25 protein-coding genes are annotated in these 24,005 nt (G+C 44.5%); 8 read left to right on the top strand and 17 right to left on the bottom strand.

Going from position 1 to position 24,005, the window contains the following annotated elements:
• The first annotated feature begins 4 nt into the window (after positions 1–4).
• Positions 5–460: a TetR/AcrR family transcriptional regulator gene (locus ACI882_RS14180; protein WP_411743731.1), complete on the top strand. Its 456-nt coding sequence runs from the start codon at positions 5–7 to the stop codon at positions 458–460.
• A gap of 27 nt (positions 461–487) precedes the next feature.
• On the opposite strand, the gene ACI882_RS14175 is transcribed toward ACI882_RS14180, so the two are convergent.
• Together ACI882_RS14175 and ACI882_RS14170 are read right to left on the bottom strand one after the other, a co-directional pair.
• Positions 488–694 carry a DUF3185 family protein gene (locus tag ACI882_RS14175; RefSeq protein WP_411743732.1) on the bottom strand — a complete coding sequence of 69 codons (207 nt, stop codon included), beginning with the start codon at positions 692–694 and terminating at the stop codon, positions 488–490.
• Between the two features lie 95 nt (positions 695–789).
• Complete coding sequence (locus ACI882_RS14170) at positions 790–1,320, bottom strand: DUF1697 domain-containing protein (protein WP_411743733.1); 531 nt, start codon at positions 1,318–1,320, stop codon at positions 790–792.
• A gap of 134 nt (positions 1,321–1,454) precedes the next feature.
• On the opposite strand from ACI882_RS14170, the gene ACI882_RS14165 reads away from it, so the two are divergent.
• Positions 1,455–1,988 carry a DUF2391 family protein gene (locus ACI882_RS14165; RefSeq protein WP_411743734.1) on the top strand — a complete coding sequence of 178 codons (534 nt, stop codon included), beginning with the start codon at positions 1,455–1,457 and terminating at the stop codon, positions 1,986–1,988.
• Here ACI882_RS14165 and ACI882_RS14160 read toward each other — a convergent pair.
• On the bottom strand, positions 1,981–3,123 hold the full coding sequence (locus tag ACI882_RS14160; protein WP_411743735.1) for a cytochrome P450: 1,143 nt from the start codon (positions 3,121–3,123) through the stop codon (positions 1,981–1,983). The two genes, ACI882_RS14165 and ACI882_RS14160, sit on opposite strands and share 8 nt — an antisense overlap.
• A 290-nt stretch (positions 3,124–3,413) precedes the next feature.
• Between ACI882_RS14160 and mgtE the strand changes: the two genes are divergently transcribed.
• Positions 3,414–4,757 (top strand): magnesium transporter, encoded by a 1,344-nt coding sequence (gene mgtE, locus ACI882_RS14155; RefSeq protein WP_411743736.1) that lies wholly within the window; start codon positions 3,414–3,416, stop codon positions 4,755–4,757.
• Positions 4,758–4,785: 28 nt separating this feature from the next.
• On the opposite strand, the gene ACI882_RS14150 is transcribed toward mgtE, so the two are convergent.
• The 6 genes from ACI882_RS14150 to ACI882_RS14125 all read right to left on the bottom strand — a co-directional run bounded on the left by ACI882_RS14150 (position 4,786) and on the right by ACI882_RS14125 (position 12,450).
• A complete protein-coding gene (locus ACI882_RS14150) occupies positions 4,786–5,655 on the bottom strand; it encodes a DMT family transporter (RefSeq protein ID WP_411743737.1) in 870 nt (289 codons plus the stop codon).
• Positions 5,656–5,877: 222 nt separating this feature from the next.
• Entirely contained in the window at positions 5,878–6,417 is a 540-nt protein-coding gene (locus tag ACI882_RS14145) for a hypothetical protein (protein ID WP_411743738.1), read from the bottom strand.
• Positions 6,404–8,794, bottom strand: a complete 2,391-nt coding sequence (locus ACI882_RS14140) for a hypothetical protein (protein WP_411743739.1) — start codon at positions 8,792–8,794, stop codon at positions 6,404–6,406. Before ACI882_RS14140 ends, ACI882_RS14145 begins: the two co-directional genes overlap by 14 nt.
• A gap of 130 nt (positions 8,795–8,924) precedes the next feature.
• The gene (locus ACI882_RS14135; RefSeq protein WP_411743740.1) at positions 8,925–9,602 is read right to left on the bottom strand and encodes an MOSC domain-containing protein; all 678 of its coding nucleotides are present in this window, start codon (positions 9,600–9,602) and stop codon (positions 8,925–8,927) included.
• Between the two features lie 91 nt (positions 9,603–9,693).
• A complete protein-coding gene (gabT, locus tag ACI882_RS14130; RefSeq protein WP_411746414.1) occupies positions 9,694–10,983 on the bottom strand; it encodes a 4-aminobutyrate--2-oxoglutarate transaminase in 1,290 nt (429 codons plus the stop codon).
• A 15-nt stretch (positions 10,984–10,998) separates the two neighbouring features.
• Positions 10,999–12,450: an NAD-dependent succinate-semialdehyde dehydrogenase gene (locus tag ACI882_RS14125; RefSeq protein ID WP_411743742.1), complete on the bottom strand. Its 1,452-nt coding sequence runs from the start codon at positions 12,448–12,450 to the stop codon at positions 10,999–11,001.
• Positions 12,451–12,576: 126 nt separating this feature from the next.
• Between ACI882_RS14125 and ACI882_RS14120 the strand changes: the two genes are divergently transcribed.
• Entirely contained in the window at positions 12,577–13,506 is a 930-nt protein-coding gene (locus tag ACI882_RS14120) for a LysR family transcriptional regulator (RefSeq protein ID WP_411743743.1), read from the top strand.
• Positions 13,507–13,530: 24 nt separating this feature from the next.
• Here the strand turns inward: ACI882_RS14120 and ACI882_RS14115 are convergent, their stop codons facing one another.
• Together ACI882_RS14115 and ACI882_RS14110 are read right to left on the bottom strand one after the other, a co-directional pair.
• Positions 13,531–14,511 (bottom strand): glutathione S-transferase family protein, encoded by a 981-nt coding sequence (locus ACI882_RS14115; RefSeq protein ID WP_411743744.1) that lies wholly within the window; start codon positions 14,509–14,511, stop codon positions 13,531–13,533.
• 18 nt (positions 14,512–14,529) lie between these two features.
• Positions 14,530–15,375, bottom strand: coding sequence for a pirin family protein (locus tag ACI882_RS14110; protein ID WP_411743745.1), 846 nt, complete (start codon positions 15,373–15,375; stop codon positions 14,530–14,532).
• 171 nt (positions 15,376–15,546) lie between these two features.
• On the opposite strand from ACI882_RS14110, the gene ACI882_RS14105 reads away from it, so the two are divergent.
• Both ACI882_RS14105 and yccS read left to right on the top strand, forming a co-directional pair.
• Positions 15,547–16,458, top strand: coding sequence for a LysR family transcriptional regulator (locus ACI882_RS14105; RefSeq protein WP_411743746.1), 912 nt, complete (start codon positions 15,547–15,549; stop codon positions 16,456–16,458).
• Positions 16,459–16,633: 175 nt separating this feature from the next.
• Entirely contained in the window at positions 16,634–18,838 is a 2,205-nt protein-coding gene (gene yccS / locus ACI882_RS14100) for a YccS family putative transporter (protein ID WP_411746413.1), read from the top strand.
• 170 nt (positions 18,839–19,008) lie between these two features.
• Here the strand turns inward: yccS and ACI882_RS14095 are convergent, their stop codons facing one another.
• The 5 genes from ACI882_RS14095 to ACI882_RS14075 form a co-directional block, all read right to left on the bottom strand.
• Entirely contained in the window at positions 19,009–20,040 is a 1,032-nt protein-coding gene (locus ACI882_RS14095) for a hypothetical protein (RefSeq protein ID WP_411745759.1), read from the bottom strand.
• Between the two features lie 102 nt (positions 20,041–20,142).
• Positions 20,143–20,661 carry a c-type cytochrome gene (locus ACI882_RS14090; protein ID WP_411745758.1) on the bottom strand — a complete coding sequence of 173 codons (519 nt, stop codon included), beginning with the start codon at positions 20,659–20,661 and terminating at the stop codon, positions 20,143–20,145.
• Positions 20,662–21,096 carry a DUF411 domain-containing protein gene (locus tag ACI882_RS14085; protein ID WP_411745757.1) on the bottom strand — a complete coding sequence of 145 codons (435 nt, stop codon included), beginning with the start codon at positions 21,094–21,096 and terminating at the stop codon, positions 20,662–20,664. It abuts the gene before it with no gap.
• Between the two features lie 56 nt (positions 21,097–21,152).
• Complete coding sequence (locus ACI882_RS14080) at positions 21,153–21,506, bottom strand: hypothetical protein (RefSeq protein ID WP_411745756.1); 354 nt, start codon at positions 21,504–21,506, stop codon at positions 21,153–21,155.
• 107 nt (positions 21,507–21,613) lie between these two features.
• Complete coding sequence (locus tag ACI882_RS14075; RefSeq protein ID WP_411745755.1) at positions 21,614–21,850, bottom strand: DUF5062 family protein; 237 nt, start codon at positions 21,848–21,850, stop codon at positions 21,614–21,616.
• A 94-nt stretch (positions 21,851–21,944) separates the two neighbouring features.
• Between ACI882_RS14075 and ACI882_RS14070 the strand changes: the two genes are divergently transcribed.
• A complete protein-coding gene (locus tag ACI882_RS14070) occupies positions 21,945–22,703 on the top strand; it encodes a hypothetical protein (RefSeq protein WP_411745754.1) in 759 nt (252 codons plus the stop codon).
• 76 nt (positions 22,704–22,779) lie between these two features.
• Positions 22,780–23,514, top strand: a complete 735-nt coding sequence (locus tag ACI882_RS14065) for an NUDIX domain-containing protein (RefSeq protein WP_411746412.1) — start codon at positions 22,780–22,782, stop codon at positions 23,512–23,514.
• A gap of 6 nt (positions 23,515–23,520) precedes the next feature.
• Here the strand turns inward: ACI882_RS14065 and ACI882_RS14060 are convergent, their stop codons facing one another.
• Entirely contained in the window at positions 23,521–23,994 is a 474-nt protein-coding gene (locus ACI882_RS14060) for an NYN domain-containing protein (RefSeq protein ID WP_411745752.1), read from the bottom strand.
• Positions 23,995–24,005: the final 11 nt, after the last annotated feature.

Here is a 24,005-nt window from a genome sequence, read left to right as displayed (position 1 = left end):
TTTTATGGCTCAGCCCTCAAAAAAAGATCACATTGCCGCCAGCGCCTTACCCTTGTTTTTTGAGCATGGCATTAAAGGCACTTCGGTCGATATGGTCGTGAAAATATCGAAAGTATCTAAACCGACCGTTTACAACCACTTTCCAGATAAAGGTGCGTTGTTTTTACACGTGATTCAAACATGGCTAAACAGTCAACCTACCGCTGGTATTTCGCCACCTTCCGATATGACCCTGTTAGATCACCTAGAACAAACTTGGCTAAATGATGAAGCCCTTAAGCTTTATGCGTTAATCATTGGTGAAGGCTACCGAGCCCCTGAAGCAGCACAGCTGTTTAAACTGCAATATGATGCCGTTTGGCGAAACTGTGCCGAACATTGGGCCGATAATAACGGGGAACTCAAAGCAGAGCTGCTAGAGAAAGTAAGCCATCACTTACTGGCTAAGTTAATGGCTTAACCTTAGTCGCTTACGAACTTTAACGAACTACTTACGAAACATGAACAGCCCAACGCCAAAGCTAGCGGCTGCGCCAATGAGGATAAACATGACTTTATCGGTAAAACTGCCTGTTAATGAATTCGCCAGCTGATTACCAAGATTGTTCGACTCTTGATAGCCCCATATAGCCAAACCCACACCAATGATCATTAACGCGACTGCTATATTTTTGTCTGATAAAAGCTTAGCCATACTGACCTCTCTATTTGTTGTTATTGTGTTAAAGGTAGCACTCTAACTTACAGTCTGGCTAGCCATTTTTGACCATGAAAACGTTGATTTTTCAATTAATTTAAAATCATCTCTTGTAGCTTTTTAACCGTATTCCAATTGCGTGCTGTCACCGGAACCTTTAACGCTTTCTCTGCGCCTGCGGCTAACTTTGAACGACCCACCCCATTGGGAGCATAAAGGTAAAATACTTGATTAATGAGCGAATACTCTTCGGATTCTGCCTTTAACGCATTCAGTTTTTCTATATCAGCTTGCTTTGAACGATTCGCTAAAAAATAGAAATGCAGAAACTTTCCTTCATCGGTAGGGTATGGATTAGCTCTAATCGCAGCATGTAAGTCTGTAGCCTTTAACAACATGACCTGAGGTTCAAAACCATATGTCTTCGATATTGCCTCTGTGATTTTAGTGGCTAATGATGCTAGAGCAACTGGATTGTGCTTAAAAACCACATTGCCGCTTTGTATATAGGTTTGAATATGCGTACACCCTAGATCGGTCAGTAAAGCACTGAGACCTTTCATCGGCAGGCTGTTATTCCCACCCACATTAATACCTCGTAACAAAGCAATATAGATATCCATTTTAGCCGCTATCCTAGATTCATAGAAAAACACTATAAACCGCTCTTGGGCTATTGTCGTGTGAATATTTATGGGAGACTCCACTACACCAGTGAATCAATTACGACAGTAGCCTTTTACTTTAGAGAAATAACATGAGCAACGAAATCACCGACGCCATTGACACGATCGATAGTTCAAAAGTAGAAATAAAACGCCTTGGCCGGGCAGGCCGCTTGCACACCATTGTGCCTATTTTTGACAATGCGGGGAAAATCATTCATCGGGTGGTGAAGCCACTTAAAGTAGAACTTGCCTTTCGTGATGTTATTCAGATAGTGGTCGGGGCAACTCTTTTGGCTATACCCATGGCCTTTACCGAAGAAACTTGGCAGCTTAGCCAAACGCTGCCGACGTTAAACATTTTTATTATTTCTCTTTGTTCATTATTTTTTATTGCGATATTTGTCTACGCAAACTTTTATCATTATTTCCTAAAAGGCTTTGTCTCCGAATATATTAAACGTGTATTGGCAACCTATTTTATTTCGCTCATCGTAGTTGGTTTGCTGATGACGCTTATTCAGCAATGTCCTTGGGGCGTGGATAATTTATTGGCTATTAAGCGCATAATTTTGGTCGCTTTCCCTGCTTCAATGAGTGCCGCAGTAACAGATGCCATTAAGTAATGATAACAGGCACTCGATGATAGCCGCCTAAGGGTGCGATCTCACGCACCAATGGCTGGTCGGTTGCCAATTCAATGGTGTTAATTGAGTTCAGCAGCGTTTTGACCGCAACGCGTAGCTCTATCGTCGCCAACAACCTGCCTGGGCAAACATGCTTGCCGATTCCGTAAACTAGATTGGCCTCTCTATGACCCGCCGGATCAAAGGCATCTTTTTTAAACACCGCTTCATCACGGTTTGCAGATGTCCAATTCAATTTAACTCGAGCGCCGGCGGGGATTGTTTTATCGCCAATTTGTACCGGGCAAGTTGTAATGCGCCGGTTTGATACAAATGGGTTATCAATACGTAATATTTCATCAATCGCGGCATCCACTTCGTCATCGGCTGCCGTTTTTAGTTGCATTGCCAATTCTGGATGCTTTGCCAAATAAGCGATTATAACGCCAACACAGAGTGCAATTGAGCCTAAGTCACCTCCGGTCCAGTTGCGTAGAATAGAAACCAGTTCTGCTTCGCTAAGCAAACGACCCTTTACTTTTTCTCGGCACAAACGACTGGTCACATCAACTGTTTCAGAGTTTACTGCGCCACGTCTTGGCTGAATGACACTGCGCACAATGTCATCAAACTTTGCAGCAACATCTGCCGTCCATGCGGCATCACCTGAACGTGTAGCTGCATGATTATCTTTCATCCAATCTAGTAATAGTGGTTCAAGCGTTGCCGGCCACCCTAACCATTCACATTGTGCGCGTACCGCGAAGATTGCGCCAACATCGGTCACTGCGTCAAATACGGAACCAACTGGAAGCTCAGACACTAGCTGCAATGCAATCCGTTCAAAACTCTCAGTAAAAGGTACCAACGCTTCAGGCGTCAAGTAGCGCTCAATAACTTTGCGATACTCTGAGTGTTCGAGGCCATCAAGGCCATTGGGAATCTGCAAATATCGGGAGACTTTACTTGAGAAGCGGTCATGATCTAACGCCGCGGCAACAACATCTGCATGCTTTAGAAAGACCCATTCATCGGATATGTTTTTTACGACAGAAAACTTTGCTCGCAGTTCATCGGTAAACTCACGCATGTCTTTTCCAGCGGCGGATAAATCATCTGGCATATGATCGGTCATTGGATCTCCTATGACTCAGCGCTAAAGCCGGCAGATGGTATCGAACTGAGTCTTGGCTGAAAGTCGCACTTTAGTGGTTTGACATGAGGTTGTAAATATCACTCTAGGGGTACTTGCTTCACTAAACATCGTTCGACTATTTTAGCATCAATTCTACTTCGTTTTTTTACTTAAAGGTCAGCGGCATTCGCAATGCCCTTCAATAGAGCTACAATAGCGATCTGGGTGTCCACATGTACTGAGTCAGCCCTAAAATCTGCAACTAACACCCGCTACGCTAAAGAGTACCTATGGAAGCTTCAATTTTAATTGCAACATTGCGAGATTCATTAGAATCAAATACTGCCCATTTAGTGTATGAGCAACTTAATGATATTCACCCAGTAGATTATGCCCATGCCATTAGCGAATTTCCGATAAACAACCTTTGGGTTTTTCTCAGCGCCTTGCCTCACCCTGAACAAGCTAAGGTTTTTAGTTATTTGCCCGTTGATATTCAAGTTGCCTTGTCTACGCAAATAAGTCGCAACAAACTTGCGCCTATTATTCGCCAGGTGTCTCCAGATGAGCGTGCCGATTTATTTAATCGTTTAAGCGAAGAGCAGCGTGAGGCATTGCTCCCTGCATTGGCAATTGCCGAACGTGAAGATTTGTTACTTTTATCCTCACATGAAGAAGGCACAGCGGGCGCAATAATGACCTCCGACTACGTTATGCTCTCAGCAGAGCATAACGTTACTCAAGCGCTCGATGTCTTACGTCGCGAAGCGCCCGATAAAGAAACTATTTATTCGGCTTATGTGGTCGATAAAGAACGATTGTTAGTCGGAGTAGTGTCGCTAAAAGATTTAATACTTGCCCCAGTCACCATGCGTATTAAAGAGCTCATGACTCATGAGCCCATTTCAGGCAGCGTGGAAGACAGCCAAGAAGACATTGCCACGCTTATTGCAAAATATGATTTACTCGCGCTGCCCATTGTCGATAACGAGAAACGCATGGTCGGTATTGTTACCTACGATGACGCACTCGATGTAGTAGCAGCCGAAGCCACTGAAGATATTCATAAAACAGCCACCATTGGTAAACTTGATATTAGTGTCAAAGACGCCAGTATTTTTTTACTGTTTCGAAAGCGTGTATTTTGGCTGGTGATTTTGGTATTTGGAAATATCTTCTCGGGGGCGGGCATCGCGTTTTACGAAAACACCATTGCGGACCACATCGCTTTATTATTCTTTCTCCCGCTGCTGATCGGCAGCAGTGGCAACGCCGGTGCTCAATCGGGCACGCTGATGGTGCGAGCCTTAGCAACGGGCGATATTAAATTGCGTGACTGGGGCGCTCTGTTGGCGAAAGAGTGCTTAGTCGCTGGTCTTTTAGGGCTCACTATGGCCGCTGCGGTTGTCGGCTTAGGATGGTGGCGTGGCGGTTACGATATCGCTGTTATTGTCGCGATGACGATGATGCTGGTTGTCTTAGCAGGCAGTTTAATAGGGCTATCGCTACCTTTTTTATTAAGTCGTTTTAAACTTGACCCAGCAACGGCCAGCGGCCCGCTAATCACCTCTATTGCCGACGTTGCGGGCGTGGTTCTATATTTTTCTATAGCGACCTGGTATTTGAATTTATAAAGTAAAAATACATTTTCTACGGAGGCTACTAAAATAGCCTCAGCAATAGCAATCCGCCTAAGGCAAACCCGATACCGATTAACTCCAACAATCGAAATGGAACTTTCAAGAAGAAGCGGGTATAAAACAAGACCACCAGCAAGTTGAGTGCTGCAATTGCTGACACCATGCCCGTAGGTCCGGTCTCAAAAGCCGTTAAAATACCGACCATACCGCCAACGTTCGTTAAACCAACCAACATACCCACATTAAAAGTTCGGGCAGTAGACCACGACATTTCTGAATTGCCTTGATTCCGAGAACCCCTATTTGTTAACCAACCTAGAAAAAACAATAGACTGCCAACACCGAACATTAAGACTAAAGTAATAAACATATCCGATTCTACGCGGGTCGATTGTTTGCCCATGATATCGTTTAAACCAAAGAACAACGCCGCTAGTAAACCCCATTGGGCGCCTTTCAAATCTTTTAAGCTAAGATCATTTGAATAGCGAATAAGGTAAATACCTACAAATATAATCACAAACGACCAAATTTGGATGGCGGTAAGAGTTTCATTCCACAATAAGAAAGCCAAAATTACGACAATAAGCGGAGGTAAGCCAGCGAGTACACTCACCAATGAGGCTTTGCCGACGGCATAACCCTTATATAAAGCAGCATTGGCCATAAAGGACAAAACACCCATACTGCCACCAACCAAAATATGGCCAGTCGATGCATTAAGAGATGTTTTTTGAAATAGGATAAAAACAATACTGACTAGAAAACCCATAAAAAATACGCCACACAACATTAGGTTGCGGTTCATGGTTTTTTGCGAAGTCCATTGATATAAGACGCCACGAAGACCAAAGAACAGAGCAGCCAATAGTGCGTATAGGATCCAACTCATTGAAAATCTCCAGATTTCACTTAGTCGCCCGTTGAGAAAGTACAAGTTGATGAGTACCTACAAGCTAACATTGCAGTAGACCGGTGATTATCCTGTAATCGTTTTTTTATGCAAGTTGCCAGTTTTAAAATGAAAACTTAAGGGAGCACCTGTTTTATGTTGGATACTAATTAAAAACTCTGCTCGCTGGAGTAATGATAACAAATTGGGTTAAGTCTGAATTTAGGCGCAGCTATACAACACTTGGAAATGAACGTCTGGTTGTTCATTACTAATACCCTCAACTGTTTTAAACTGGCTATTATACCAATCAAATGTGATTTGACAGTCGTTGATTTTCACGGTGTCATTCAATGCAATAGTTACCTCTTGTTCGGTGGTTGAAAAAATAAGCTGTTGACTTTGATCGAATGAGAATTTCCCTATAGATGACGAAATATTTCGTATTCTACTGTCTAAGAACAACCATTGAACTTTACCCTTCTCTTCAATAGAAATAACTCTTGAAGGACCACTTGGACGGTCAATCTGTGCTACTAATACCTCACAGTGATTACATTTAGGGGTTTTACCTAACCAAGGGGATAATCGTAAATTTGAAAGGAATAAGTTATTTTCTACTTTTTCAACGCCTTGAATGTTCTCAGTATTGTGAAAAATACTGACTGGTCCTCTTGGCGAATTCAATGTGCTACAGCCAACGACAGTTATACACAAGAACGCAAAGAACAACTTAGCAGTAATGCAATTAATTTTTTTCATTTAAAACTTGGTCCTTTGGCTTTGTCAATGTTTCTTTAATATAGTTAGAGGACCGATCGTGAATTATTTTTGCTGGCCATGCAATAAATTCAGCTATTGGAGCTTGAAAATCGCGCGTTCCATGATTTGACTGAGATGCTATCCCGCCGAAATCAGTAACTAAGTTTGACCAATCATCATGGTCGGTAAGAGTGTCTGTACTCCCATCTTGATTTACATCGGTTACCACTGCCGATTCTGTGTTATTTCCGTTGCAGTTAAAGTCAACAGGGGCCGAACCTAGCCTTCCTAAACCTAAAGTTTCATTTAAGCTGGTTTCGTTTAAGCCTATCGAAGATCCATCAGAATAGCCGATTTGAAAATTCAAATAGCTATCAGAGGGTCCATTGACTAGCACACCACTACAAGCATTCCCTAATGCCTGATGCATGCGATCGCCTTCATTATTACCAATTTCAGACAGGCCACCTAACTGATATGTGTAGTTCATGACACTGTGGTAATTCGGTTTATCGTTAACACTCTCATGACCACCATGATAAAGCCCCAAGTTATGGCCCAACTCATGCATGATTGTACTAGCTTGATAGTTAATAAGCTTATTTAAGTCAGCAGTGGCGTTTAACCCCCACCCACCAAGCGTAATAATAATGTCATTTGCAAATAGTTCGGCTAAGCCAGATGATCCAGAGGAGCCATCCTCTTTTTGGGAGTTAGCCATTATCATATAGTGGAAAAACTGCAATCGGTCACTGTTAAAATATGCATCTTTATAATCATGAAAATCAGCAATGAGCAAGTTTTCAGAATTAAACGTTATACCGTTTGAAAATGGCACTTGGTTGCCGCCGCCCAAATCATACATGCTAGGGTTAAGGCCTGGCGATTGATCAAACAAATCACCGACATCAAAATGAATATTTATATTTTTATTGGCAAAGGCTGCGACTACCATATCGAGAGCTTCTTTACGCGGAATAACTCCCTCATCTGTTGTATCCATATAATCAACTTCAATGAAGATGTCTGTTATCCCAGATCGTGCTCCCCATTCGTATAGTGGCATCCCAGCATAGGTTTTATTTTCAGCCTCATTACAGTCAGGGACCATGTCATTGTCATCATCGATAGCGCATTCAACATCATTCACCGAACCAAAGGTACCTGGATTGTAGTGGGTCCAGTCAGCTGCTGAATTACTATCGCTTTGATTGGCATCGCGTCCAATAGATTGACCAAACGAATCAGCGTTAGATACTAATGTCGCCTCTGCGCCCAACCAAGATGCACCATTACCAGAAGGCAAATAGCTTCCCCCAAAGGCTACAAAATCTACTGTATCTCCTGTTACCTTCTCGATAAGCTCTAAATACCCCTGGGCGCTCCAGTAGGGATATTCATTACCACTTTTTAGATAAATAATACTATCGGTATCTGTATAGTCTTTCGTCCAACTTTGTGCTCTCACAATCAAATATTGGTTTGGAGCTATATTAGTAGCTGGAAAGGTAAACGAGCCTTGACTAGTTAATTGCGTGTCACTATTGATGGTAAAACTTTTCAGCTCAAAATCTGACAAATTAAGCGTGCTTGCAGTACCGTTGAATAATTCAAACCATCTAAGTGTATTTGAATAATAGGATGAACCAATTTCGTTGATTACCAGCCCTGACTGATAAGTTGTAAAACTTTGGATCGTTTCAGCAATAGGCAATTCAAAGTAGCTGGTTATTTCACGGGTCACTTTTAATTTATAAACTGTATTGCGTTCAAGGTTAACAATCGGCGTTACTTTGAAGGTTCTAGCGAGTCTTGTTGAGGTTAAGTCCGACAGGCCAACACAGCTCGCAAAGTTATCCGATGAAAGCTGAATTGTTCCACTACACGCACCGTTACTGCTCTGAACTGACAGCGTAGATGAGAGTAGCGGAGTTTCACTTTCGATCCATAGATCTGTACTAATGTTAACTTGATTAGCACCCTCTAATGGCTTCATGCTCACTATAGGTGAACTGTCATCTGAAAATACAATGCTCATGACAGCACTGGCTGACGAGCCACCACTATTTAGTTCAACAATAAAGCTGTCACCCTGCAACCCTTCTAGGCTTGTCAATTCATATTCAAAAGTGCCATCAAATTGGCTCACAATTCTGGCTTTGCCGTAACGAGGGCCAGTTATTATACGGAGACTGGCAATTGATGAGTCGCCAGTTGCATAGACTATCGTTCCTCCGATTTTGTTAGAGAACGAAGGAGTAGAAAATAACTGATTTGACAGGCTGAGGGGGTTATTAGGTGACGCTACCATCACATCGCAAGCAGATAGAAAAGGCAATAAAAAGAAGATCCAGTGTGGTTTTAGAATAGAGTACATAGCTGCCTTTGAGTAATTTCACGGGTTGTTATTGCTAAAGTATATTATTAAAAACCCTCGACAAACATGATCTACTCAGTGTTTTAGGCATTAAAAAGTTGTTTATCACTTTTAATGGGCTATTCATCAACTACTCAACCCCGAGCAACCTTAAACCCCAAGGTTCAACCTCATTGGTTGTTATGCGGGCATTCACTTTAGACATCCAACTGGCTGACAACTTAGGTTGCTGTTTGAGTTTCAATAAACCTTCTTGGTTTAGCGGGGTGTCGAAGAAGAGCTCACACACTTCATGCAGTGTTATGGCGTTATCTTCTTGCGCTATCAGTACCAATGGGTCGTGGATACTGACCAAGCCGGGCTGAATAACACGATACAACCAACCGCATCGGCTGACGGCCTGCATGTGTGTTGATAAGTTATTTATGCCCCAGCGTTTGTTGAGCCTATAGCAAGGTGAACGGGGCTGACTCACTTCAATGATGGTTTCTCCCCATTGATAACGATCTCCCAAACAAACGGTAGTTTCGGTCATACCGACGGTGCTTATATTTTCGCCCATACCAGGGGCACACCACTTAAATTCCTGACCATATTTTTTTTGCCAAAATGCATAGTGCTCTATTGGGTAGTGATGCAAGGCTCGATCTAAACCGCCATGGTGTCGTAGGTCGGCACACTCATCATCTTCCAACCCTGTAGCGGAAAGATAAAGAAGCCCTTCTGCGGGCTGCTTATTTATCGCGGTTTGTAAGCCGTAACGGGTTTCGACTTTGCCACGATAAAGACCGTTAAGATAATGTTTCATTGCCAGTTTATGCCTTTATGGGCTGCTTTCGTCGATACATAGACCATCAAATAAGTGCCAAGAACGGCACTCATTTAGTGGGTCAAAGGTATTAGCCTAGAAGCTTAGCTAACATAGAATCAAACTTATCAAAGCCTTCAGCTATGAGTTCATCGGTTATCGTCAACGCAGGCAAGAAACGAATAACGTTTGCGTAGTAACCGCAAGATAATAGGATTAGTCCTGCCTCCTGTGCTCCGGCAATTATTTTTTGTGTTAATTCGGTATTCGGTTTATGGGCATCTCCGTCATGAACTAACTCCATGGCGATCATGGCACCATGAATACGGATATCACTTACAATGCTAGGATAAGTTTTGGCAACTGCTTGGATACGTTGCTCAAATTGTGCGCCAATTTCATTAGCGCGCTGTACCAATTTTTCTTCTTCGATCACATCTAAAACAGCCAGCGCTGCGGCACAAGCAACCGGAGATCCGCCATAAGTTCCACCTAAACCGCCGGGTAAGGGTGCATCCATGATGTCAGCTTTACCCACAACGGCCGACAATGGATAGCCACCGGCAATGCCTTTAGCCATAGTCATAATGTCGGCTTCAATGCCGGCGCGTTCTGAATTAAAAAATGTTCCTGTTCGGCCAAAGCCCGATTGCACTTCATCAATAATAAGCACAATCCCTTCTTTGTCACATAGCTCGCGCAAGTATTGAAGTAACTCTACCGGGGCCGCATAAAAACCGCCTTCGCCCTGCACGGGCTCGATTATAATGGCCGCTACATCTCGCGCTTCAATGGCCGTTTTAAAAATGGTTTGTATGCCATGAATAGAGTCTTCTACGCTGACTCCGTGAATAGCCATTGGAAAGGGAGCGTGATAAATATCGCCCGGAAAAGGACCAAACAAATGCTTGTAAGGCGCCGTTTTACCAGTCAGTGCCATCGTTAAACTGGTACGACCATGAAAACCACCGGTAAAAGCAATGGTACCTCTTCGGCCCGTATGAGCACGCGCAATTTTCACGGCATTTTCTACGGCTTCGGCACCGGTACTCACAAAGATAGATTTTTTGGGTGTGTCGCCAGGCATTAAGGCGTTTAGCTTTTCAGCTAACTCAACGCCTTGCTCATAAGGGTTGACCATAAAACAAGTGTGAGAAAAATTTTTAACTTGCTTCTGAACCGCTGCTACAATTTTCGGGTGACTGTGCCCGGTGTTACACACGGCGATGCCCGTTCCGAAATCTATATAACGATTACCTTCGGCATCCCATAGCTCTGCATTTTTTGCTTTGGTTACAAAGGCCGAATACAGGTTGCCCATTCCGCGAGCGATCGCAGCGTCTTTACGCTGTTGAATTTGTTGATTTTTACTCACACTCATTCTCCACAGTTCTAATTAAGCGTCTAAGCCGCCCATGCATAAATATTTCATTTCAATATATTCTTCAATGCCGTGTCTTGAACCTTCACGACCTAAACCTGAAGATTTCATACCACCAAAGGGTGCGGCAACATTCGAAAGTATACCTTCGTTGATTCCGACCATGCCGTATTCTAGCCCTTCAGAAACACGCCAAACTCGGCCAATATCACGGGCATAAAAATAAGCGGCTAAGCCAAACTCTGTATCGTTGGCAATCGCAATGGCTTCTTCTTCCGTGCTGAATTTAATAATTGGCGCAACAGGGCCAAAAATTTCCAGCGCTGCAATCGGCATATCGTTAGTCACATGGGTTAAAATAGTTGGCGTATAATAAGCACCACCTAAACTGTGCGGCTCACCGCCTAACGCAACCTTGGCACCCATTGCAACGGAAGCCTCAACGCGCTGATGAATATTGGCTAATGCTTGCTCATGAATTAACGGCCCAATGGTAACGCCTTCTTCCATGCCATCGCCTACGGTCATGGCAGAAACCGCCGCTGTTAGCTTGGCGACAAAGGCATCATGAACATTGTCTTGAACTAAAATACGGTTTGCACAAACACAGGTTTGACCGGCATTGCGATACTTTGACGCAAGAGCACCTTTGACCGCGGCATCTAAATCGGCATCATCAAAGACAATAAAGGGCGCATTACCGCCAAGCTCCATTGATACCTTTTTAACCGTACTGGCCGATTGCGCAATGAGCAGCTTGCCCACGGCGGTTGAGCCCGTGAATGAGAATTTGGCAATATCTGGATGCTCCGTTAATACTTTACCAATGCCTTTAGCATCGGTACCGACCAGTACGTTAAACACACCGGCTGGAATACCGGCCAGTTCGGCTAGTTTTGCTAAAGCCAATGCAGATAATGGCGTTAACTCCGACGGGCGAATAATGAAGGTACAACCCGCAGCTAAGGCAGGAGCCGCTTTACGAGTAATCATTGAGCTTGGAAAGTTCCAAGGGGTAATAGAGGCAACTACGCCGACTGGCTGCTTAATCACCATCAACCGCTTATCGCTGGCATGAGAAGGAATTGTTTCGCCGTAAACTCGTTTGCCTTCTTCAGCAAACCACTCAACATAGGCAGCGCCATAAGCAACTTCACCTTTGGCTTCGGCCAGTGGCTTCCCTTGCTCTAAGGTCATAATAACGCCAAGGTCGTGCTGGTATTCGTTCATTAAATCGAACCACTTGCGCAATATGGCAGCTCGCTCATTGGCCGATTTTGCCCGCCAGGCTGGGAGCGCTTTTTTCGCGGCCGCGACTGCTTTTTCAGTTAAAGCGATATCAGCATCGGCTACTTGGGCTATTTGCGTGCCACTTGAAGGGTTGGTCACACTAAATTGCGTATCGGATTCGAACCACTGTCCATCAACATATGAGCCTTGGCCGAACAAAATTGGATTAATCGTCACAACAAACTTCCCTCTATCGTAATTGAGCAGACTTATACTGCTATTGGAATGCAAAAGAAACCGCTGGTAAATATAAAACATTCAAACTATTGTTTGGAGTAATTAAAACTTACTAAAGACTCAGCTATGTCTGTAAAACATGCTCTAATTCCACGGCCTGTCTCAGAATACGATTTGCGGTTATTACGCATCTTTAAGGTCGTGGTCGATTGCGGTGGTTTCTCAGCGGCAGAATCCGTGTTAAATATTACTCGTTCTACTATCAGTGTACACATGTCTAACCTTGAAGCGCGAATGAAGGTTCGCCTGGCCAGCCGTGGTCGTGGTGGGTTTTCCCTGACCGAAGAAGGCAAGACAGTTTATGAAGCCTCTTTGGTGCTGTTTAGTGCCCTCAATGACTTCGCTTTGCTGGTCCAGAATCTTGATAATGAACTCAATGGCGAAATTTCAATTCTGTGCTCTGATCAAGTCGCCCTTACCCAACAGCTAAAATTACCCGAAGTGATTGCTTACATTCAAGAGCAAGCACCCATTGTACAGCCAGCCATAAACGCCGAGACTATTCCCAACATCGAACAAGCGATTTTAAACGGTGATGCACAAATAGGCATTATCCCAGAATATCGCCGCATAGACGGCCTCACCTACCAACAGTTTTACACCGAGCCCTATTATTTATGCCTTGGTCGCGCCCATCCACTTTTTACGTGCGATGATGCGGAAATAACCGACGAAGATGTGTTTAATTGCCAAACCGTTCACCCAGGGGTGGATGTAAACCTCAGCGGTATAGAACAATTTCAAAAAATGAACTTATCTGCACGAGCCTATCAGTTTGATACCCGAACGCCGCTGATACTCTCCGGCAAGTATTTAGGTTTTTTTCCGCTAAGTTATATTCAAGGTTTTTTGGATCGAGGTGAAGTGAGGTTGCTGCAACCGGATCAACGCTACTACAACGTTGATCACGTTATTGTGACGCGAAATACCGGCAGGCCCGATCAAAAAGTCGATTTATTCTTAGACGCCTTCAGCAATGTTCAGGCGTCTAAGTAAAATAATATTCGATAACTGCACGATTTATTTTAAACGATCACGTCCATGCGCAGACATGAAGTCTAGCACTGGCCCAACCGGAATAATTCGCGTTGGGTTAATCATGTCGTGGCTCGCGTAGTAATGCTCTTTAATGTTCGCAATGTTAACCGTTGAGGCAACGCCTTCAACTTGGTATAGCTCACGCAAGTAGCCCCAAAGGTTTGGGTAATCGACAATGCGGCGGATATTACACTTAAAGTGGCCAACGTAAACCGCATCGAAGCGCACCAAGGTTGTAAACAAACGCCAATCGGCTTCGGTGATACTAGTGCCCGTCAAATAGCGGTTCTTTTCAAGTCTAGCTTCAAGTTTATCTAGCGCATTAAACACATCAGTTACCGCTTCTTCATAGGCTTCTGCTGTGGTCGCAAAACCTGCACGATACACACCGTTGTTAACGTTTGGATAAATAAATTCGTTTAACTCATCGATCTCTGTACGCAATGCTTCTGGGTAGAAGTCACCTTCTTTTGCACCTATGTCATCGAAAGCGCTGTTGAGCATGCGAATAATTTCTGGCGATTCGTTACTGACAATGGTGTTTAACTTTTTGTCCCACAAAACAGGCACGGTCACGCGGCCGGTATAGTTTGGCTCCGCTAAGGTGTATACCTCATGCATGCGCTGCTTTTTGTTGACGAAGTCTTCTACAACATCGTTGCCGGCATGGAATGTCCAGCCTTCATCGGCCATATAGGCATTCACAACAGAAACCGTGATCATCTCTTCTAAGCCTTTTAAGCTACGGAAGATTAAGGTTCGATGTGCCCACGGACACGCCAGCGACACATACAAATGGTAGCGCCCAGCTTCGGCTTTAAAGCCAGCTTTGCCGCTGGGTCCTGCCGAGCCATCTTTGGTCACCCAGTTTCTAAAGCTAGGGGCTTTACGCACAAATCGACCATCGGTTGCTTTGGTGTCATACCAATCTGTGTGCCATTGACCTTCTACTAATAAACCCATCTCTGCCTCCTTAATACGTTAAAATTGTCCGCTTTGGTAATCTGCAAATGCTTGCAGTACTTCCGCTTTGGTATTCATGACGAAAGGACCACCCCTCGCCACCGGCTCGTTAATTGGCTTACCCGACACCAACAAAAACCGACTATCGACTTGCGCACGTATACGTACATAGTCGCCGGCCGTCAAAATTGCTAACTCAGCCGTTGCTACTTCCTCACCACTTTGGTCTATTGCGGCGGTGCCCGATATCACATAAATAAAGGCGTTATCTGTGTTTGGCAGCGATTGCTCAAAAACATCTCCTGCCTTGAGCTGAACATCCATATAGGTTGGGCTCACGTAATGATTTTTAACAGGACCGACCGTACCTTGTGCAGTAGTGCCGGAAATGACCCGAATAGAAGTACCGCTCGGCCAAGTCTCAACGGCTACCTGTTCAGGTGGAAACTCTTGATAACCAGGCTCAACCATTTTTGCGTGGCTCGGTAAGTTCACCCATAGTTGGAAGCCTTTTAACAGGCCTTCAACCTGCTCTGGCATCTCTGAATGCTCAATACCCTTGCCCGCGGTCATCCATTGCACGCCACCGGGTGTAATGACCCCTTCATTGCCTGCGCTGTCTTTGTGACGCATATTACCGGCTAATAAATAACTGACGGTTTCGAAACCTCGGTGCGGATGCTTAGGAAAACCACCAATATAGTCTTGTGGTTGATCCGATTCAAAAACATCAAGCAATAAAAATGGGTCAAGCATATCTAATTGTGGCGTGCCGATTATGCGCGTCAACTTAACCCCGTCGCCGTCTGTTGCCGGCATGCCTTGGCTGATAAGTTTAATCTGCCTTTGTGTTTGGTTATTCATCACTGACTCCTAAGTCGCCTTAAGCGTACTTTCTGCTATTTAGATTCGCATCTTGAATCGAATTACATATAGACTACACTGTGACTATTAAAGAACAAACAGCTACAATGACAACTCATAGTTCTCACAAAGAGGACAAATAACGATTTGCCGTAATCAAACAGGTAACAAATGGGACAATTAGAGGATATTCAAGTCTTTGTACGCATTGTCGAAGCGGCGGGCATTGGCCGAGCTGCGGATCAGCTCAATATTGCCAAGTCGGCCGTCAGCCGTCGCCTTAGCGATTTGGAAGAACGCTTAGGCACTAAGCTAATAAACCGAACCACTCGCCGATCTAGCTTGACCGATGCTGGCCGCTCTTATTATCAGCAAGCGTTAAAAGTGCTCGATCAAGTCAACGAAATGAACGGCGACATTACTGCAAGTGCCACCAACCTAACAGGCACTATCCGCTTTGCAGCGCCACTTTCGTTTGGTCTATTGCATTTAGGACCCGCTATTGAAGAGTTTAGCTCCATACACCCCGATTTGAATATTCATATCGATTTTTCAGATCGCCAAGTTGATATTATTGAAGAAGGTTTTGATGTGGCCTTTCGCATTGCCGATCTCAAAGATTCCAGTATACAAGCTAGGAAAGTCTTTCAATCGCACCATACTCTGCTCGCTAGCCCAGCTTATTTAACAAAAAGGGGGCGGCCTAAGCTCATTGGAGACTTAGAACATCATGACTTTCTTCGCTATGGTGTTGGCAGCAGCGCCCATTGGGCCCTTACCGACAGTGAAGGCCGTGAACATAAAATAACGCTCCAGTCGAAAATATCCGCCAATAATGGAGACTTTTTGCTACAGATGGCGAAATCGGGGCTTGGAATCGTCATGCTGCCCACCTTTATTGCTTGGCAAGCCTTGAAACAAGGTGAGCTTGAGAAGGTTCTACCCAATTATCAAATACCCAGCCTCAACGGCTATTGCTTGTACCCTAAAAATCGATTTTTGCCGGCGCGGGCTCGAATGTTCATCGACTTTTTAGTTGATCGGTTTGAAACACCTTATTGGGATGCAGAGCTAACAAAATAATGCTCAGTCTTTTGTTGGTCACACGCCCTCTCGATAATTGGAATTGAAGCCGCGCACAATCGTGACATTAGTTAATACACTGTGAGTGCTATTTGTTATCATTCTAACGTGCGCGGGCTGGTTTAATATGCTTGAACATAAATACGATTAATAACCATCCGCTAGGAGGCGCGATTTGACGCTGAACCCTGTTAAGCTTTTTCAACAAGCACTGCGCAGTGAAGGCGGAATCAGCAAGCTGTCTTACGGCATACGGGTATTTATCGCTTTGTGCGGTGCCATGGCGTTGAGTTGGAGTATTGATCATATCGATTGGGTCATTCCCATTTTCTTGGGCATTATCGCCAGTGCGCTCGCCGAAACCGAAGAGGGTTGGCAAGGCCGAATTCAAACCTTATCTGTGACTCTAGTTTTGTTTATGCTCACGGCTTTTGGTGTTCAGTTGTTAATGCCTTACCCTTGGGTTTTTGGCATTAGCATAGCGGTAATGGCTTTTACCTTGTCAATGACTGGAGCTTTGGGACGGCGTTACGGCGCTATTTCTCGAGCGACTTTAACGTTGGCGGTTTACACCATGATAGGCGTTAGCCAAACCACACACGAAGTCCCAATATGGCATGAGCCACTTTTTTTAACACTCGGCGCTTTATGGTATGGAATATTGTCCATTATTTGGGCCGTTTTTTTTGCCAATATTACCTTGCGTCAGGCGCTTTCATCGCTCTATATAGAAGTGGGTTTGTACTTAAAGCTTAAGTCTAAATTTTTCCCTCCACCTTCGAGCACCGCTGTTGATACTTTGCGTTTGAAGTTGGCACAGCAACACAGTCAAGTCGTTGCTGCCCTAAATGTAGTGCGTGAAATATTAGTGAGCCGAATCAGTAGCAGTCCGAACAATCCGCAATTAGGGCGTTATATCCGCTTATATTTCACTGCCCAAAGTATTCATGAACGAGCAAGCTCCTCTCACGATAATTATTCCGCTTTAGCAGAAACATTTTTCCACAGTGACATCCTATTTCGTTTACAGCGCCAGCTTTCTGAGTCGGGAACGAGCTGTCGAAAAATAGGTGAAGCTATACGCGGAAAGCATGCGATAGATTTACGCGATAGCGAAGAAGCGGTAGCCGGTGTCATAAAATCAATGGCCTATTTAAAAGCAGATACGCTACCGGGAAAATGGCGCTTGTATAGGTCATTACGCCAATTGACCGATAATGTGCTTGCCTTGCAACAAGAACTCGATAACACCCCTCAATTAGAAGATGAATCCTTAGCCGATGCCTCTGCGCAGATTCCTCAACCTAAGGTAACTTTACGTTCCATTGTTAACCAAATGACCGACCAACTAACGCCCAAATCTCAGGTTTTTCGCCATGCAGTACGTATGGCTATTGCACTGACGTCTGGTTATATCATCATCCAAACTATGAATTTATCAGCTGGTTATTGGGTGTTGCTAACAACTTTATTTGTTTGCTTACCTACCTTTGGCTCCACTCGTAAACGCCTCTATGAGCGAATTTCAGGCACTATAGTAGGCTTGATAGCGGCATGGTCTCTAATCACTTTATTTCCTATTGAAATAGTTCAACTGTCATTAGCCGTAGTGGCTGGTGTGGTGTTCTTTGTCACCCGTACGCACCGATATATGTTGGCGACGGCGGCTATTACGCTCTTAGTCGTGTTTTGCTTTAATCAGATATCGGACGCTTATGACGTTATTTGGCCGCGACTCTTTGATACGTTAATTGGCGGCACTATTTCCTGGCTCGCCGTTTTCTTTATTTTGCCTGACTGGTCCTATCGACAGCTACCGATTACCTTTGCTGAAGGCATGCGCCGCAGTGCTGAATATTTACAAGAGTTGATGCGCTTTTATCAAGAAGAAAATGTCGATCTGCAAGTCTATCGGCACAGTCGTCGCCGTGCTTACAATGCCGATGCGCTGTTAACCTCTACGCTAGCTGAGATGCGCCAAGAACCTGGCCACTATCGAACCGATACCGAACTGTGGCAGCGCTTAGTGATTCGTAACCATACCTTGTTTAATTACATCGCCGCCTTTAGTGCCCATCGAGGCAAGCTTATCGAGCAAACTGGTAACCAGGTATTGGCTGATGCCGCTAACTATATTGTTACAAGCTTGCAAGAAGTGGCGCAGAGCCTAGAGAAAAAAGAAAAGGTGGCTTTCAATTTAGCCGAACTTGAACGATGGCAAAAAAAAGTCGAAGACTGTACGTCTGAACATGATGATCGTCATTATTTTGTGCAGTCACAACTGCAAGCGTTATTCGAACAGCTGATAGAAATTAGGCGCTTAGCGCATGAACTGCAAATGCAAGTTCATGGTGGCAAGCTGAAGGCCGTGGGTGATTGAGTAGTTTGTTGTTTTATTCAGTGCTTGAATCTCTATTTTCGCCATGGCCGCATAGACCTCTTGCGCCGCTTGTATGCGATCTTTGACTGGAAAATTTAACATTGAAAACTCAACTAACGCCATGTAACCCTTCTTATTATTGTCTAGCTGGTTTTATAAAGCCTACACCCTTAGTCAGGTGCTAGCCAGTCTAAATAAACCCGCGCTTGCGTGGCCGATGAAGGCATTACCGCTGCATTATCTGCCGCATCATCTTCTAGCGTTACCGTCGCGCCAGGTAAGATTAAATAGTCTTCTGGGACGAGGTCTTCTCTATCTTTACCTAGCGCATCTTCTAAATATACAAACATCCAAGAAACGGCGTAGCCGTCATCATCCATTAACCAAACCTTGTGAGAATTGTCATCTAATTTTACAACGCTGCCAGTATTGTTGGTCCAAGTAACCGATAAAGTCGGATAAGAACTACCGCGTTTTCCTGGGTTTAACCATTGCATGGCGGGCATGCTTAAGACTGGGGCTTTAGTTGCATCTAAGTAACCAAGCTTTGGTCGTTCAAGCTCTAAGCTTGCCATGGAAGCCGTGTGAATATCGTTAAACATGTCTTCTGTCACTAAAAACCCGTTGGTGATGAAGTAGTGAGTTTGTTGACTGGGTAGGCACCGAAACGTGGTTCTGCTTTTAGTATGGAACAAAGCGCCACCTGCATTGGAGCTATCACTCGTGTCTTTGGGTAGCAAGGCCCCTGCGGAATCCTTAAAAACAATATCTTCCGGGTCATAACAATAGTCGGTCTCTGATTGATTGGTCATTTTTATCGACGCATATAAATCATAACCTGAGAAATTTACTCCGGATTTGCGCAGTAATAGCTTGATCGTCGAGTCTATTTGGAACTTGGGGTCTATCGAGTCAAGATCACTATCATCGACAGCAGTAATTGTGAACGGCACTTCTTTCTTGAGAGCAGGACTTTCAACGAGCCCTAAACAAGACATCGGCGCAACATCAAACACATACACGTTGCCTTCGCTAGAACTAAGATCAGGGTAGTTTTCGCTACAATATTCTTTGCTCGATGAACCACCGCCGCCAAGACCGCCGCCTGTTGAGCCGCCGTCACTACCTTGCGGCCCACAACCAGATAAAAAAACAGCCGCCACTGGGACAGCTAAAAGTAGGCGAATTTGAAATCCTTTCATTTTAATCACTCCATCGCAAAGATCCTTGTACTGGTCATATATTAACCAGATCAGAGAGTGAGAATCAAGTCAGAAATGCGCAGCGATTTAGCGGGCTTACCTTTACCAGGTAAAACCCGGAAAATCTTGTTGCAGATCTGTTATTTGACCGCGCCAGGTGAAGGTAGCCAAAGGAGCGATGACAATCGCGTTGTTACTGACCTTAGGCAGCTGTAACTCAACCGTATCGAAGGTCGTGTTGTACAGAACAAGATCAATGGTGTCGCCCCTCTCCCAAGGCTCCATCTCACCTTGCCACTGACCGTCTTGATATTTAGCACTCAATAACGGTCTCTGTACGAGGTCCTTTAAAAACTCGGCCAACGTTGCTCTATCGGCATCCGATAATACGCCACTTAACGGCTGCATAGGCGGGTTAGTCAGTAGACTGTCATTTAGGGCTTGCAATGACGCTCCCCGAATATAACCACCGGCTTGACCCGCGCCTTCTCCGAGTTGACCATGGCACACGGCGCAGCCGTATCCACCGGCAGTTTTATATAACTGTTCACCCGCCGTCACATCTGCTTGTACGAGGTTAAGCCCTACCAGCAGTGCAACGACGATTAACCAGTTAACCATTTAATAGCGCCTATACAGTGACAGTTTATTTTCATCACTGAACTGAACGACATTAAAGTTCTCATACTTTTCCCCAGGACGCGCCATACCCGGTGATTTACCAGGCATTCCCGGTACCGCTAAGCCTTTGGCGTTTTCCGGTGGGTTGGCTAAAAAGCTCAGAATATCGGCTTCGGGTATATGGCCTTCAAAAATGTAATCTTGAATGACCGCGGTGTGGCAGGAACCTAATTGACGAGGAAGGCCGAGTTCATCTTTCACTTTTTGTAAATCGTAAGGGTGAATAACAGTGACATCATGGCCAGCCTTTTCCATGATGGCTATCCACTCCGTACAACAGCCACAGGTGGGTGATTTATAGACTGTCATTGACTCAGCCCAGACGAAAGATGAGAGCGCAATTAACATGACGAGTAAACGATTAATTTTTTTCATAGTAATATCCAAATGAGTAAAGAGTTCGCGTAAATTTTTTAAAATTTGGCTAAGCTCTAGACTCTTGGAGGTCGATCTAAGGTCATGGAATAGGCAATGGGCTTTAACTTAGGTGGCTCGGCCGTGGAGTGCTCATTACCGCTAAAAATCGCGATATCAATGAGCAAGGGCAACGCAATGTGACCGCAGGGGCAGTGAATATCGTTACAGCTTTCGCAATCTTGTGGGTTCACTGACTGTTGGCAATGATCGAGAGGCATTGCCTCATGGCCCATACTTATAGCGCCATATTCAACCTTAGCTGTGGGCGCTTTAACCGCCGTTTGCGCAAAAACGACACTATAAACCGCAATGACACACATTAGCGTGGCTGCGATTAAATGCTTTGTCGTTAAGCGGTTCGGTTTCATTAAGACGCCTTTTAATTACTCAGCCATCATAGCAAATAAAAGGCGTTGGTTTTCTTGGTCTGTGTCAAGTCTAGGTAATTCTCATTGTCGAGCGAAACATCGCGCCCCTATTTCATTTTAGAGGCCCAAATTGCTAATCGATGCCGCATGGACTGCTGGGAAACCTGCTCATTTGCTAGCGGCGTTATCACTTTGTCATGCACTAACAAACGATAAATGTATTCAATTTTCTCTGCGGCTGAATCGGTGGGCTCAAACTCCACTACGCCCCGTTCTTCTCCGTATTTTACGCCTTCGGCTATGGCTTTTTTTACGAGCTCTTTCTCATTTTTCAGCTTTTTCATCGCTCGGCACCCTTTTTATTAGATGAGAGTCATCTAGTATAAATTTTGTAACGTATACTTTATGCTTAAACACTACCACTAATACAGGCAAAAAATGAACTCTAAATATATCGGCTGCGCACTGGCTAGTTGCCTTTTGACTGCCTCAGAGCTTGCTGATGCGGGCTGGTCTGTTGGTTTGGGAGTGGTCACTTCTGATATTTATCAAAACAGCACGGACGATCAACCCATTTTCCCAACGCTTGATATCGACTCGAAACAGGCCATGTTTATTCCTGATGTGTCCTACCACTGGGATCAATGGTCTATCGGAGCCACCGGCCTTAGCTGGAAGTCTAAGCAAGAGTCAGAGCTTAAAAGCGCCTTTACACTTGGCTTCCCAAGAAGCGATATCCGTATTGGCGGGCAACAAGGCTGGTTTAGGTACGGCGTTTATGGTGCCGCTCAATTTACCAACGGCACTATGCTCAATGGTGGCATAAACCTCGGGCCCATGAGTTATGAGCAGTTTCAAGGTTTAGCGAGCCGCAAAGCCGAGCAAAAGCAGGTGCTTTCTTTGGCTGCACCTGTTTTTATCAGCAAAAAATACGCCTTAACTGTGATTGGCAAACTTAGTTATGCTGTTAACAACGCAGAGTTTAAAGCCCAAGATCTTCGGTTAACTTCAGATTTACCTTCAGGCACATATGAGAATGTAAGCGCGAACCTCTTTGCCATCAAGAAAATAGGCGAGTCCGTCACTTGGATAAACTCTGGCACCTTCACTTTTGCTGACGAACAGCAGTTGAATTTGGTCGATGGCTTAAAGCCCGTTCATTTCAACCTATTTTCACTTATTCAATATACTTTCTAGAGGATTTACCCTGCTTTGCATTCTTAATCTAAGCTAGTCATGGCACAATGGTTTTACTAGCAGGAGAGAGCGGTTCATGGACACCTTTACGATAAAATACAACCCATTCAATGGTGCTGAAGTTACCTTAGAAAACGAATACATCACAGAATCAAAGTTAACCGAATTGCTCGATTTACTGCGCAGCCAAAATAAGGCATTAGTTTGGGTAACCATCCCGATACAGCATTCACATTTAATCCCTATTTTGACCGAGTTGGGCTTTGTTTTCCATTTATGTAATGAACAAAAATTGACGTTGATTTGTCGCCTACAAAAAGGTGCTTACGCGCCGTTTGCACCAACACATACTGCTGGCGTTGGCGCGTTAGTTCAGCGTGACAATGGCGATGTTCTCTTGGTAAGAGAACGCATCATGAACGGCAAGGGGTTAAAGCTGCCTGGTGGCTATATCGATCTCGGTGAAAAGCTATTAGTCGCTTCACAACGTGAAGTGTTGGAAGAAACAGGCATTACCGCTACCTTTAAAGATATCGTCGGTTTAGTGACTAAGTTCCCGCATCAGTACGCAAAAGGGAATTTATTTATTGTATGCCGCTTAAATCCTATTACCGAAGAGATTCATGTTCGAGATACCGACGAAATTGAATTTGCCTGTTGGATCAATCCAGAAAAATTCATTGCCGATGAATCCAGTAGCCGGTTCCACCGACACTTGGTACAGCAGTGTTTGGGTAAAACTGGCATGTCAGAATCCGATTATGAATTCGATGAATTACCAGCTGGCAATAAAGAGATGTTTCTAATTTAGAAAAACCTAAAGCAGTAGCGCGCTATCAATTTCCCGATAGAGCGACGCTGCTGCAATCAGTGAGTTAGCCGTCAGAGCCTTCACACCATAAACGATGACTTCGCAACCGTGCTTTTCAATTATCGTTTTCGCCAAAATATCAAAGTCACCATCTCCAGAAGCTAAAATAATTACATCGCTTTTCGGCGCTTGCTCAAGTGCTTCAACCGCTATGCCAACATCCCAATCGCCTTTCGATGAGCCGTCGGCCCTTTGTATATAGGGTTTAAGTCGAACATCAAAACCTATGGCGCGCAAAATATTTTGAAATTGCCTTTGTTTTTCATCACCACGATCTATGGCGAAGGCGCTTGCGCTGACCAGCTCGCGGTTGGCAGTAACTTCAGCCCAAAATGCGTTGTAATCAAAATTTTTCTTAAACGCTTGCCGCGTGGTGTAGTAAATATTTTGAACATCGACGATGACACTCACTGTTTTCAATTCTTGTTCCT

This window comes from Reinekea sp. (genome assembly GCF_046710285.1).
Classification (GTDB): Bacteria; Pseudomonadota; Gammaproteobacteria; order Pseudomonadales; family Natronospirillaceae; genus Reinekea.
The sequence above is the reverse complement of the archived record's forward strand: the minus strand, read 5'-3'. Positions and strand labels throughout refer to the sequence as shown.